Raw genomic sequence first — 13,007 nt, 5'->3', positions numbered from 1 at the left:
TGTCTGATAGTGATTAACATTTGATATCGTTTTCCAGAGTTTTCGCCAAGTGAGGACTAGATAGATATTGAATTAAATCAGTTCTGTTTAATAATAGCTTATCTGGATTAATTTTCCATTGTTCATACAATGTAGTAAAGGCTAAAGCTATGGATTGGACTTCATCAAAATCAAAATTATAAGGATAATCTTTACCTAACAATCTTCGACATTCACTATAATATGGCCCAATATACATTATTGGTTTATTAGCCGCCACGCAATGCGGGAATTTGCCAGGTAAAAATGGACTAATTTCACTTTTGGCTTCTAAAATAATGTTTACGGAGGCCCTTTGTTGCATTACATAGGCATTTTTAAAATCTACATATCCATCGCTTATATATAGTTGTGAAATTTCATTTTGTTTTTCATCGAAATACTTCTGAAAAATTGATTTTTTACCTAGAAAAAAGAGTCGTGCATGTTTTTTTGCTTCAGGGCAATTTAGTAAGAACTGTTGGAAAGCCTCCACTATAGGCTTCGGATCACGTAATTCTAATAAATTACCCGCGTGTACCAGATTAAAGTTTTCAGAATTAAAATAATCTAGTAAATCCTGATCAGAACCTTCAACAGAAGCCAATTGGTGTGGAATAATCAAACTCTTTCCTTCAATATTAATATAATAGCTTTGCATCCATTCCTTTAAAAGCGAACTTGGAAATACAATGCGATGACAACGTAATGTAATTTCTTTAAAAAAGAGTCGTTTATGTCTAAAACCATATGGTACAAAAGTATATGGGCGCGGATAAAGTTGTTCAGGATAAGGGTCGTGCACATAAGCATACCATATAGGGTGCCATTTTTGATGCTTTAAAACCGTTGCATGAGGTCTATAACTATTTCCTTTACTGAGAGTCCAAACCATGTCAAAATTGTTTGGATCATGTTTACTTAATGCTTTTGAAAAACTCTTTACATCATTAAAAAAACCAAAGGAAAACCCAAAAAACGTATCTACATATTTTGAAATATCCCATTGAAACCAACGATATAAAACGCGTTGCATGCGGCTTAATAAATAGTTAATATTAGTCTTGATTTCTTTTACTAAAATGCAATTAATTCCTTCTAACTGAATTTCTTTTTGAGAATAATGTAAAACCGTTATCGAATAACCTATTTTTCTAAAATTTTCCAACAATGCTATACGACCTTTTATCCCACTGCTACCGTTAGCGTCAAGAGAATCGATTAAAACTAGTATGTTTTTAAATTGAGCCAAAAATAAAATTATTATGTTAAAGTTATTTGAATAAAATGAAAGGGATTATATTAACTGGTTTAATATTTGAAAGCATACAATAATCACAAACAAATAACTCCAAATATTAATCAATAATTTGAAGGTGTTTTTCTTTTGATGTAAATTTTTAACAGCTTCTTTTGAAGCTTATAAAATAAAATATTCTTTCTCGAAAATTTCATTTCATCTATACAATAGCTTGAATCATTCGTATTCAAATTTAATTCATTATAAATTTCCTCCATCCAACCTTCTACTTCATTTCCCATATGATGTGCAAAATAATTGTAAGTAGATAATCTTAATCCTTTACTTAAATCAATTGGCAAATCTACGTAATTCATTTCGGAGTGATTTCCCACTTTGATAAAAGAGGGTTTTAGTGGTGAAAAATTAAATAAAATTTGTCTTCTTAAAGTTATAACTTGATGTTCACTACCCAAGCATGCCTTGAAACCATTCTTTTTAACAACTGGCCAAAGTATATTCTTATCAGAGACCTTTCCCCAATTAATACTGTTCAAAAATCGATTATAATCCTGTAAATTTTCTGGTATTGATTCAAATTCCAATTTATTTTTTTTTAAAAATATACTTTTTAATGTTGAAAAAGTAAAATATGTGGAAGAATGCCGACTAGGATAAGGAGCAACAGAGCTAACATTTGAAAATCTTTCAAAAACTTTAAAAGTTTCTTCTACCCAGTTTTTTCGAAAAAGGATATCACCATCAGAGAGTGTTATCAAGTCTTCCCTAGATGCTCTAGCAGCTCCTATTTGAGCGTCGATCTTACCTATATTTGTCTCCAGCAATTGCAAAGAGTTTATCTTTTTCTGTTTCAAAATATCTATTAAAAACTGTTTGACCTCGTTACAGGAGCCATTATCTACAATAGTAATTGCAGAACTTTTGGGTATTGTTTTAATTAACGAAAATATAGAGAGCTTAAAAACCTCGAACATTTTTTTATAATAACCCGACAGCTCCGGAATATAAATGACTTGAACAATGCGATGATTAAATGTCGAACTAACTTTATAATCAGATTTTTGTGGATTACTTCCAGTTCTCATATATTTTTATATTAAAAGACTAATTTTAGTTTCTTTTTTATTCGCAACCATCGCTTAATTAATGGACTTCCAAAATAATAGAATTTCATTTTAATTCTATCGAAAGGTTTTAAACTTTTTTGCATTAATAAATGTTCAAATATTAAAGAAGTATTTAAACATACACTTTGCCAAGTGAAAAACTTCATAAGTCTAAAACTTAACATTCCTTTTGTTTCCAAATTTGAAATAATTAAATTAGCTGCATCAATTTTACTCTTCTTTTTATTTTCATCCCCACTCCAAAATTTAACTGTGTTTGAATTTTTATGTTTTTTATTATAGTAAAGAGTTTCTTCTATTTTAATACCTTTAAGTCCGTTTGAAAGAAGTCTGCTATAAAACTCCCACTCCTCTGCATAAACCAAACCCTCTTCAAAACGCAATTTACCAATTACGTTATTCTTCCACATTACAGTGCAAGAAGCTAAAGCTATTTTTTGGGTAATAACGTCTATAATATGATCTGGACATATATTTGTTTGCTCTATTTTTGGAATGAATATCACATTTTCACTTGGAGCTGTGGAGGTAAAAGATTGTTTTTTATAATGTATAAAATCCGTATCTTCATTTTTGAGAAAGTGAATACAAATCTCCAAATTCTGTGAATGAACTATGTCATCGTCGTCAAAAAAAATAATATAATTTCCATTGGCAATATCTAAACCATAGTTTCTGCAGCCTGGCAAACCTTTCACATATTGTACTGGACGCTTTAAATATTGAAATCTTTTATCGTTTAAAAATGGCTTGATTACTTCTTCAGTGTTGTCAGTTCCGCCATCATCTATAATTAGACATTCCCAGTTTTTAAAATTTTGGTTTTCAATAGACTGTAAGGATTCTAAAATTAAATGTGCACGGTTGTAAGTGCTCATAATAATGGTTACAACAGGATTGTTCATCTAAACTTTCTTTTAAAAAATCTGAAAGGAGACAATATAAATTTTCCAATTTTAAAATCAATCCTTTTAACTTGTTTCAATTTCTCCTTTTCTATATGACGTAATTTTTCAAGAAAGAATTTAATCATTAAAGGATAATTTGCTTTATAAAGCTTTTCATGTTTCGTATAAATATATTGCCATAACTCGTACTTGATACTATTTGCGCTTATCCGTAAAGAATTCTTTTTCTGTCTATAATTAAATAATGGTTCTTGAATAATGAATGCTTCTCCAGATGTTAGCAACATGCGAATATAAAACTCCCAGTCTTCATATCCTTTCTTCATATATTCATCATAGCCACCCACATGTTCCCAATCGGCTTTAGAAAAAAGAGAATTTCCAATTGCAGAATTTGAAAACAAAAAATTCTTGATATCACCACCTCTTGGTGTGTAAATATCTATAAGGCCATTCGCATCAAATCGTCTCGCTTTACAAGAAATAATTTTATAATGAGGATTTTGGAGTTTAATACCAACTGCACTCTCACAAAATTCGGGTTCAAAAAAATCGTCCGAATCTAAAACGATTATTAAAGAACCTTTAGCAGCTCTTATGCCTGTATTTCTAGCAGAACTTAAACCTTTGTTTTCTTGCGTTATAATTTTATCAATTTTAAAGCTTAATTTACCTAAAGCCACTTTTGTAGCACCATTGGATCCATCATCAACCACAATTATTTCTTTGTTTGAGTAAGTTTGCGTATTCGCTGAAAGAACTGCTTCAAAGATGTGCTTATTGTCGTTATAACAAGGGATAATTATAGAAACTAACGGATTGTTCATAATATTAAAAATCTTCTAAATTTATTAAAAGATGACGATTTTTAGTTTTCTTATTAGAATATAAATATTTATTATGACAAAAAAATCTCAATCTATTTTGCTTTTAATATGTCAAATCTATTTTCAAAGGAAGTGAAATTAAAATTTGATTTAAGATAATTTCTTATTTAAAAATATGCAATTCTAAATATAAAAAAGTAAGATAAATCCTTGATAATGATAAATCATGTTTATAGCTACAAATTAACTAAATATTTATATTTATAGCCTTTTCCAGTTATTAGCACTAATTTTATATATAACTTTAACTTTAAATATCCAGACATGGTATAAAAATATTTAATTGTATTGTAACATATAAGCCAACTTTCCTTGTTTTTTCCTTTAAAAACATAATATTTCAGTTTATCTCTAAAAAAACGTGAAAAATAAACTAATATTTCATTTTTATCTTTCAATTCCTTTCCCTTCAAAAACAAAAATAATTTTTCTCTTGCCAAATAATAATGCCATATCCGTAATTCATTATTTTTATTGTGGGAGATACTTGTAAAGTGTCTTCTTATTTTAACGAGGGGCTCATCAGTCGTATGGTATTCTTGATTATAAAATAATACTTTCGCAAAATACTCCCAGTCTTGAGCTGCTTTTAAATCCTCATCAAAACTTAAATTGTTTTTTATTAAAAATACTCTTTTGAATAATACAGATGGAGTTAAGAAAACAATATTTCCTTTAATAAAGTCTAGCAAAGGTTGTTTTGAAACTATATGTTCATGGCGTAAACCAAGAATATTTGTTATCTCTCGTTCAAACACAAGAGTTTGACATACAGAAAAATTATAATCACTAGTAATTAAAGCATCAAGTTGTGACTGCAATTTATTCTCACACATTATGTCATCACTATCAAACCAATTCACATACGCTCCTTTACTCAATTCAAACCCATAATTACGAGCCGCATTTCCACCTGACAACCGATCTATTGGTCTATGATGATATTGAAAGCGAGCATCTTTATCGCAGTAGGTCTTCATAAGGGCATCAGTCTCATCCGTACTCCCATCATCCACTACAATACATTCCCAATTGGTATAGGTTTGTGCCAACACAGAATCCAACGTCTCGCCAATTAAATGGGCGCGGTTATAGGTGGGTATTATTATGGAAACAAGAGGTTGCATTGAAATGAATATAATTTAAATCATTAATAAAAAATAGAAAATAGCTTACAAATAATGAGATCCTTTCTTTTTATTAATTTTCCGACTCTTTTGTAGCAAGGGTTCCAATTCTAATAATAGTGCTAATTCTTTTCTAAAACCTGTATAATGCTTAAATTTCATTTGTAATAGGAGTTTAAAAATTGTTTTTTTTAGTTTTTGTACCTTTGAATCGAGTTCGTTTTCAAAATTAATATTCGCATAATTAACTCTATACGTTTTCTCCACATCTTTATAATACTCTGGACTAAATATACTAGATTTATGAATATTACGCTTTTCGCGATCATGAATAACATAACACTCTGGTAAAACGCCTATTTTAATATTATGATAATTAGCGCGCTGACAATAGTTATCGTCTTCGCCATAATGAAAAAATAAGGGATCAAATCCACCAACAGTTTCCAAACATGTTTTAGAAATTAACCAAGCTGCAGCATTTACAAAAGGAACTTCATAAACTGCAGCCAAGATATTTTTTAAAACAAAATCAGAGTAAAACTTTCCAGATTTTTCGTGAAGCAGGTAATTAGAGAAGTTCTTATCCAGCTTTTTCTGATCACCTGTAATATGAATTGGACTTAGTATACCATATTCAGGATACTGTTTTTGAAAAGTACATAATTGTTCCAAAGCGTCGTCTACCAAATACGCGTCCTGATTTAATAAAAACACATGTTCAGCACCTTGATCTAAAGCATAGCGGATTCCTATATTATTAGCTTGTCCAAACCCTAGATTTTCGAACTGTTTTATTATTGTAACATCTGGGTAGTGGGTTTCAATAAAATTGATGGTTCCGTCAGTGGATGCGTTATCAACTATAATCACTGGAAAATGCGCACAACTATCTAAACATTTTTTTAGCCATGGCATGCCGTTATAGGTGATAATGATTATTGCTAGTGGTAAATTTCGCATTCTATTATTTGAGTTTAGCGCTTCAAGTAACGTTTCATAATTCTAAAAGGAGTCAAAATAAAGCTCCCTAATTTATAAGAATTTGAGCTATATACATTTTTTAGTTTTTTTTCTAAAACTTGCTCTTCTAGCATATACCCGCCCTCAAAGATAGAATTATTAATATTTACCAAATCACTATCTGAACATAAAGCAATCAAAAAATTGGCATTTGATAGCGTATTCTTTACTTTGGAATAGTCTCCAGTAAAGAATTCAAATTCATATCGCTTTCTGTCTTCAAGAATCAATGAACTGCCATTTATATAACTCTGACTAAATAATTTGTGATTCTTAAAACGTATTGATAATAAATCGATAAACTCATCTTTATAAAGTTCTTTTATATGAAAAGGATTAGTATATTTTCTTAAATCAGAATAGAAATGTTTATCTGGTGAAGAAATAAGTAAGGTACCTTCTGGTCTTAAAACACGTTTTATTTCAGTTAACATTTCCTCGTGTTCATTATGGTGCTCAATGGTTTCAAAACTAATTACGACATCAACACTGTTATTCTCTAAAGGAATTTTGCTAGTTGAACCATGAAGAAATTTAAGATTACCCCTATTATATTTGATTTTGGCTCTTTCTATAGTTTCTGCATCTATATCAACACCATATACAAAGCTGGCATCTAAACTCATTAGGTGACTACCATAACCTTCTCCAGAAGCAATATCCAAAACTGTTTTCTCTTTTATTAATGCCATGGAAATCGCATACCTATGTAAATGATTTATGGTATTTCCATTGCAAATAGAAGTTTCAAGTCTTTCTCCTGTAAATTTAGAACTCATAGGCTACTCTTTTATATAAGATGGTATATGTTTGAACTATTTTATTTTTTTTAGAAACCCATTTACATTAAAGGTTGCATTTGTCCCAAACATGTCACACCATTTTCTGTCTACTATATATTCTGGGTGTTCAGGCATGAATTCTCGAATGGCTCTTAAAGGGCCCCCATTATACTTCTTTTCTAATCCTAATTTATTTATAATGCCATCTTCAACAATTAAATAAGAGTCTTTAGAAACTATAGAATGAAACTTATTTAAAACGCCAATGCTGTCTTCGTACATATGTGAGGCATCTTCAATGATTAATATTTTATCATAAGGCTTTGTTAAGTCTAAATCATAGCCTAACCAGCCTTCTGTAAAAAACTTTATACGCTCATGTTTTTTCACAATAGGCTCTACCTCATCTACAATATCAATGGTATGAATTATACCATTTCCTATACTATCTAATAAATCAGCCATGTAATAAGCGCCACCACCTTTTCGTGTTCCTATTTCGATAATTAAATCAGGTTGCACTTCTTGAATAATCATTTGATACATAACATAATCAAAAGGACAGCGTATCGCTTTAACTCCACGATAGGTTACTTGATGATGCCCTTTATCTATGGATTCCACAGTAACTTTAACTGCTTCATCCTTATTGGTTTTATTAAATCTAATCATTATTGGTTATTTTATGAGATTCCCATTTTAAATTTGGTCGTATTATCCCTGGAAGACTTCCAACGTAATCACCACGGGTAGGACTATTTTCCAAATCCTCAACGATATTAAATGCTATAACGTCTCTTTCGTGAAAGTGTACCTGAAATGGATCATGAGTCACTAAAGCAACACCAACCACTAACACACCTTCAGAAAAAATATTTTCGTAAACCCAAACGGTTGCTTCGTAAATTCCTGGATGCTTTTTCTCATGATATAGAACAGTATTACTCTCGTGAGAATCAAAAATATTAACACCGCTAGAATTAAAGAAATTAAGTGCGGAATGGATTTTATGTCCAGATTCCATTACTTTATATTTAATAGTAATCCCAACTTTTTCAGTAATTTTAAAATTATCTGTCTTTTCGAAATTTTGATTATGGGCTTTTATAGATAGAATTTTAACAATATCATTACCGTTATTCTTTTCCCAAGTTTTATTAGAGGTTGCACCAAACTCGGTACTTAAATAGGTATCTATTACATGAGAAACTTGTCCGCTTTCAATGATAGTTCCATTTTTCAGTAATATCGCTCTCGTACATAAACGCATGATGGAATCCATATTGTGACTCACAAACAACACCGTACGCCCTTCGCCTTTGCTAATATCTTGCATTTTGCCGATGGCTTTTTTCTGGAACTCGGCATCACCTACGGCAAGCACCTCATCAATCACCAAAATATCAGGCTCTAAAAACGCTGCTACGGCAAAAGCCAGACGAACACGCATACCCGAACTATAGCGTTTTACGGGGGTATCAATATAACGCTCGCAGCCAGAAAATGCTATAATTTCTTCTTCCTTTAACTTAATTTCCTTTTTGGTCATTCCCAAAATAGCCCCATTTAAATATACATTTTCGCGTCCGGTCATTTCGGGATGAAACCCCGTGCCTACTTCCAGAAGTGAAGCGATGCGCCCTTTGGTTTTAATTTCACCTGTGGTAGGACTCGTGACGCGAGAAAGAATTTTTAAAAGTGTGGACTTACCAGCACCGTTTTTTCCAATAATACCCAACACTTCACCGCGTTTAACCTCAAAGCTGATGTCTTGTAAAGCCCAAACATAGTCTGAAGTGCCTTTTGTACTGCGGTCATTGGACTCCCCTACTTTTAAAAAAGGGTCTTCCTTACCACGTACTTTATGCCACCAACGGTTCAAATCATGACTGATGGTGCCTGTACCCACAGTACCTAGTCGGTATTGTTTGCTGATGTTTTCGGCTTTTAAAATGACACTCATGTTTTTTGTTGGTTATCGGTTGTCGGTTATCGGTTGTCGGTTGTCGGTTGTGGGTTATGGGTTATGGGTTATGGGTTGTCAGAAGAATCAAAACGCATAGCAGAAAACTCACAACTGCCATTATTTCCATTCTTTTTCTACGTAAATAATAAACTTGAACAATTTAGCTCCTAAAACATCATATTTAGCCGATAAATGATCTACTTCCAATTCTGGATATATTTTTTGAATCATTTCTAACTGCGATAGACATTCTAATAAAGAAGCATGCGCGTAGACTAAAAATTTTATAAAATCCATTTTAAATCGGCGTCTGCCATATCCTTCAACTATATTATCTTTAACACTTTTGGATGACCTTCTTACTTGACTTCCTTGCTCGTATAATTCAAACTTCGGTAATTTTAAAGAGATATGATGAACTTCTAACGCATAATCGCATGCTAAATTATAAACGTCTAAATCTCTAAATGATTTCATAATTTTCGGTTTTCGGTTTTCGATTGTCTGTTAACGGATAACTCATAACGGACAACTGCCTATACCGTATCAATAAACGATTTCTCCGTTTTGTTAAATATAACCAAACCAATTAAAAACAGCACCATACTAATCGCTAATGTATACAGAAAACCAAACCAGCTAAACGTTCCTGTGTTTAAAAGCATATATCTAAATCCTTCAATAATTTGTGTCAGCGGATTATATTCCACAATAAGTGCTACAGCTTCTGGAAATTTGGCCTTTGCCTCACTTACGGGATACGGAACGGCCGATACATACATTAATAATTGTACGCCAAAACCAACTAATATGGTTAAGTCGCGATATTTAGTGGTCATAGAGGAGATAATCATACCCAATCCCAAGCCCAATAAAGCCATCATGATAATATATATAGGTAATAAAAACACATGGCTATTAAAGCCTAACGTCCTGCCTTGAAACGCATAATATACATAAAAACCTATGAAGATTCCCAGTTGAATTCCAAACTTTAATAAGTTGGAAATAGTAATGGACATGGGTACAATAACTCTTGGAAAATAGACTTTACCAAAAATACTCTGGTTGGCAGTAAACGTACTGGATGTTCCTGTAAGGCATTCCTTAAAATAATTCCATGCTGTGATACCAGCCAAGTTAAATAAAAATGGCGGCACCCCATTGGTGGAAATTTGTCCGAGATTATTAAAAATCAAGGTAAAAATAACGGAGGTAAATAATGGCTGGATAATGTACCAAAGCGGCCCTAAAATGGTTTGTTTATAAACCGTAACCACATCGCGCTTCACAAACAAAAAAAGTAAATCGCGATAACGCCAAATTTCAGCAAAATTAAAGTCGATTAATTTTCGTTTGGAAGAAATGGTATATAACCACGTGTCATCTTCTTTTGTATGCAATATAGTAGGATTTTTCAATAGGGCTAATATAAACAATGAGGTGTTAATAATGAAGAATTACTAATGAAGAATATAAGTGCATCCCGAATATTTAAAACTTCTCTGACTCCCCGCTTCAGTTGAAGAGGGGTATGAATTTACTGGAGTGACAACGGAAATAAAGAAGGGGGAGTTTGTAAGTAATAATACTTTGGTTTAAAACAATCCCTCCGTTTTGCCTTGATTCCAACGCGCCAGCTCGCCTTTGCGCTAAAATAGTCCACTGGACTATTTTTTAACGCTTGATCGCCCTTCAGCTGAAGGGCGGAGCTGTTTTTGCTTGTTTTCATAAATAGCTACTAACCTAACTACTTATCAAGTTCAAATAAATTAAAAATAAAGCGTAATTTACTACTCTGCCTCCCTTCTTTAGTTGAAGAGGGGTATGAATTTACTGAAGTGATAACGGAAATAAAGAAGGGGGGAGTTTGTAAGTAATAATGTTTTGGTTTAAAACAATCCCTCCGTCTAGCCTTCCTAGCGTCAGTCTAGCCACCTCCCTTCAGCTGAAGGGAGGAGCTAAATTGTTATTGTTTTTAAATCTAGAAATTAACTGGAACTCTTCCCAAGTTCAAACTTTTATAGCTTAAGCGAAGAAAATTAAAGCGCTTTACTCCACGAACATTTCAAAATCACCAAATTGGAAGAATTATAATGGGTGTGTATGGAGGTGCTTTAGTGACAAGCGAATATCTTTTCAAGGTTCCTTTAATAAAATACATTATTGGTGTTTAATATTCAATATCCTTTTTTACTTTATCAGGATTTTGCCTCGTGTCAAATACGGTAATTATCTCAATTTCTTGTAATTCAATTGAAATTCGATAATATAAGGTTATTTGCTTTGCTACAACACATGCATACAAACCCGGAAATTCAGTTGATTGCGGACAACTTTCTGGTTGAATAGAAATTTGTCTGATTTTTTCTGAAAGCTTCTCTATAAACCTATCTCGTGTTTTTATATTCCAATTTTCTAAAAGATATTCGGATAATTTGAGAAGTTTAGTTTCTGCTAGCTCGGATAAAAAAACAATCATTAGGAAATTTTCCTTAAAAAGGAATCATAAGAGATTCTTTTTCCTTGATTTAGGTCATCAATTCCTTTTTTTATTTCTTTTTGTTCGGAAGCACTTAATTCATTCCAGAAATCAATTTTTTCCTTGCTTATAAAATCTGCTACTTTTTGAATAAATTCAATATTCTCAATCGCTAAAATCGTTTTGACCAATTCTATTTTTGTTGTCTGAATATCCATAGTATATAAATCTTAATATCAAAGATACAAAAAACTAGTTTGACTTGTTACCAGTGATTTAATATAACGTTATTTCGCAATATAAATTAGAGTATAATTGAAGTACAAAGTATTTAAAGGTAGGATATACCTGCGGCGCCGAGAATTTTAGAACCCAACCCCACAGCTCTGTCTGCCACTAAACAGAAAACCAACTTCGTAACAGTAAGAAGTCCCCTTTGGGGATTTAGGGGATAAAAAAAACCCGCCTTCTAGCCTTGATTCCAACGCGCCAGCTCGCCTCTGCGCTAAAATAATCCACTGGACTATTTTTTAATGCTTAATCGCCCTTCAAATGAAGGGCGGAGCTATTTTTGCTTGTTTTCAAATCTAGAAACTAACTGGAAATCTTCCCAAATTGAAATTATTAAAAAAGATTATGTTCTAATACTATTCCAAAAACATATAGAAAAGGCCTATCTGGCTCCCCGCTTCAGTTGAAGAGGGGTATGAATTTACTGGAGTGACAACGGAAATAAAGAAGGGGGAGTTTGTAAACAATAATGTCTTGGTTTTAAAACAAACCTCTATTTAAAAAATTCTAACATCAAAATAATTTGTATTTTTAATACTTGTCCAAACAAAACATACATAGTAAAATAGAATTGCACAGTTACAGAAAAAAACTGCGAAAAAACTTGACACCTGCGGAAGCCTTTTTATGGACACAATTAAAAGCCAGGCAATTGGATAATAAGCGCTTTACAAAACAACATAGTATCGGAAATTATATAGTAGACTTTTACTGTGCTTCTGAAAAGTTAATAATTGAACTGGATGGGGAAGTTCATAATAATCCCGAAGCTCAAGCATATGATAATAAGCGCACTATTTATTTAGAAAGTAAGGGCTATAAAGTTATCCGGTTTGAAAATAAAATGGTTTTTGATTTACTTCCATCTGTTATAAAAGAAATACAGGAACATTTTAATTTAGAATAAGAAAACAAACCCTCCGTCTAGCCTTCCTAACGTCAGTCTAGCCACCTCCCTTCAACTGAAGGGAGGAGCTGTTTTTGCTTGTTTTCATAAATAGCAACTAACCTGATTCTTTATCAAGTTCAAGTAAATTAAAAATGAAACTTAATTTATAATATTCCAAAACATATAGAAAAAGCCTATCTGGCTCCCTTCTTTAGTTGAAGAGGGGTATGAATTTACTGGAGTGAA

At 32.1% G+C, this 13,007-nt stretch carries 14 protein-coding genes; 1 reads left to right on the top strand and 13 read right to left on the bottom strand.

Annotated elements, in window-relative coordinates:
• Nucleotides 1-13 precede the first annotated feature (13 nt).
• The 13 genes from BZARG_RS03155 to BZARG_RS03090 form a co-directional block, all read right to left on the bottom strand.
• Nucleotides 14-1,270 carry a glycosyltransferase family protein gene (locus tag BZARG_RS03155; RefSeq protein ID WP_008635683.1) on the bottom strand — a complete coding sequence of 419 codons (1,257 nt, stop codon included), beginning with the start codon at nucleotides 1,268-1,270 and terminating at the stop codon, nucleotides 14-16.
• Between the two features lie 110 nt (nucleotides 1,271-1,380).
• Entirely contained in the window at nucleotides 1,381-2,364 is a 984-nt protein-coding gene (locus tag BZARG_RS03150; RefSeq protein WP_008635581.1) for a glycosyltransferase family A protein, read from the bottom strand.
• Nucleotides 2,365-2,375: 11 nt separating this feature from the next.
• Nucleotides 2,376-3,311 (bottom strand): glycosyltransferase family 2 protein, encoded by a 936-nt coding sequence (locus tag BZARG_RS03145; RefSeq protein WP_008635608.1) that lies wholly within the window; start codon nucleotides 3,309-3,311, stop codon nucleotides 2,376-2,378.
• Nucleotides 3,308-4,141 carry a glycosyltransferase family 2 protein gene (locus tag BZARG_RS03140; RefSeq protein WP_008635496.1) on the bottom strand — a complete coding sequence of 278 codons (834 nt, stop codon included), beginning with the start codon at nucleotides 4,139-4,141 and terminating at the stop codon, nucleotides 3,308-3,310. Before BZARG_RS03140 ends, BZARG_RS03145 begins: the two co-directional genes overlap by 4 nt.
• Before the next feature lie 236 nt (nucleotides 4,142-4,377).
• Nucleotides 4,378-5,328 (bottom strand): glycosyltransferase family 2 protein, encoded by a 951-nt coding sequence (locus BZARG_RS15170; RefSeq protein ID WP_008635472.1) that lies wholly within the window; start codon nucleotides 5,326-5,328, stop codon nucleotides 4,378-4,380.
• Nucleotides 5,329-5,373: 45 nt separating this feature from the next.
• Nucleotides 5,374-6,291 carry a glycosyltransferase family 2 protein gene (locus BZARG_RS03130; protein WP_008635701.1) on the bottom strand — a complete coding sequence of 306 codons (918 nt, stop codon included), beginning with the start codon at nucleotides 6,289-6,291 and terminating at the stop codon, nucleotides 5,374-5,376.
• Between the two features lie 14 nt (nucleotides 6,292-6,305).
• Nucleotides 6,306-7,130, bottom strand: coding sequence for a class I SAM-dependent methyltransferase (locus BZARG_RS03125; protein ID WP_008635589.1), 825 nt, complete (start codon nucleotides 7,128-7,130; stop codon nucleotides 6,306-6,308).
• A gap of 36 nt (nucleotides 7,131-7,166) precedes the next feature.
• Entirely contained in the window at nucleotides 7,167-7,805 is a 639-nt protein-coding gene (locus BZARG_RS03120) for a CmcI family methyltransferase (protein ID WP_008635537.1), read from the bottom strand.
• Nucleotides 7,798-9,096: an ABC transporter ATP-binding protein gene (locus BZARG_RS03115; RefSeq protein ID WP_008635660.1), complete on the bottom strand. Its 1,299-nt coding sequence runs from the start codon at nucleotides 9,094-9,096 to the stop codon at nucleotides 7,798-7,800. The genes BZARG_RS03120 and BZARG_RS03115 overlap by 8 nt, the downstream gene beginning before the upstream one ends.
• A gap of 120 nt (nucleotides 9,097-9,216) precedes the next feature.
• Entirely contained in the window at nucleotides 9,217-9,576 is a 360-nt protein-coding gene (locus BZARG_RS03110) for a four helix bundle protein (protein ID WP_008635674.1), read from the bottom strand.
• 59 nt (nucleotides 9,577-9,635) lie between these two features.
• Nucleotides 9,636-10,502, bottom strand: a complete 867-nt coding sequence (locus BZARG_RS03105) for an ABC transporter permease (protein WP_123766863.1) — start codon at nucleotides 10,500-10,502, stop codon at nucleotides 9,636-9,638.
• Nucleotides 10,503-11,272: 770 nt separating this feature from the next.
• Entirely contained in the window at nucleotides 11,273-11,581 is a 309-nt protein-coding gene (locus BZARG_RS03095) for a type II toxin-antitoxin system RelE/ParE family toxin (RefSeq protein ID WP_008635509.1), read from the bottom strand.
• Complete coding sequence (locus tag BZARG_RS03090) at nucleotides 11,581-11,799, bottom strand: hypothetical protein (RefSeq protein WP_008635468.1); 219 nt, start codon at nucleotides 11,797-11,799, stop codon at nucleotides 11,581-11,583. The genes BZARG_RS03095 and BZARG_RS03090 overlap by 1 nt, the downstream gene beginning before the upstream one ends.
• A 611-nt stretch (nucleotides 11,800-12,410) precedes the next feature.
• Between BZARG_RS03090 and BZARG_RS03085 the strand changes: the two genes are divergently transcribed.
• Nucleotides 12,411-12,779 carry an endonuclease domain-containing protein gene (locus BZARG_RS03085; protein ID WP_008635415.1) on the top strand — a complete coding sequence of 123 codons (369 nt, stop codon included), beginning with the start codon at nucleotides 12,411-12,413 and terminating at the stop codon, nucleotides 12,777-12,779.
• The last annotated feature ends 228 nt before the right edge of the window (nucleotides 12,780-13,007 follow it).

This window comes from Bizionia argentinensis JUB59 (assembly GCF_000224335.1).
Taxonomy (GTDB): domain Bacteria; phylum Bacteroidota; class Bacteroidia; order Flavobacteriales; family Flavobacteriaceae; genus Algorimicrobium; species Algorimicrobium argentinense.
Note: the sequence above shows the minus strand (reverse complement) of the source record. Positions and strands in the feature narration are given on the sequence as shown.

Bases quoted from the DNA above. Each gene is read 5' to 3' on its own strand.
- BZARG_RS03145 (WP_008635608.1), bottom strand. From the start codon at position 3,311: ATGAACAATCCTGTTGTAACCATTATTATGAGCACTTACAACCGTGCA.
- BZARG_RS03095 (WP_008635509.1), bottom strand. From the start codon at position 11,581: ATGATTGTTTTTTTATCCGAGCTAGCAGAAACTAAACTTCTCAAATTA.
- BZARG_RS03120 (WP_008635537.1), bottom strand. From the start codon at position 7,805: ATGATTAGATTTAATAAAACCAATAAGGATGAAGCAGTTAAAGTTACT.
- BZARG_RS03125 (WP_008635589.1), bottom strand. From the start codon at position 7,130: ATGAGTTCTAAATTTACAGGAGAAAGACTTGAAACTTCTATTTGCAAT.
- BZARG_RS03110 (WP_008635674.1), bottom strand. From the start codon at position 9,576: ATGAAATCATTTAGAGATTTAGACGTTTATAATTTAGCATGCGATTAT.
- BZARG_RS03115 (WP_008635660.1), bottom strand. From the start codon at position 9,096: ATGAGTGTCATTTTAAAAGCCGAAAACATCAGCAAACAATACCGACTA.
- BZARG_RS03150 (WP_008635581.1), bottom strand. From the start codon at position 2,364: ATGAGAACTGGAAGTAATCCACAAAAATCTGATTATAAAGTTAGTTCG.
- BZARG_RS03130 (WP_008635701.1), bottom strand. From the start codon at position 6,291: ATGCGAAATTTACCACTAGCAATAATCATTATCACCTATAACGGCATG.
- BZARG_RS15170 (WP_008635472.1), bottom strand. From the start codon at position 5,328: ATGCAACCTCTTGTTTCCATAATAATACCCACCTATAACCGCGCCCAT.
- BZARG_RS03090 (WP_008635468.1), bottom strand. From the start codon at position 11,799: ATGGATATTCAGACAACAAAAATAGAATTGGTCAAAACGATTTTAGCG.
- BZARG_RS03140 (WP_008635496.1), bottom strand. From the start codon at position 4,141: ATGAACAATCCGTTAGTTTCTATAATTATCCCTTGTTATAACGACAAT.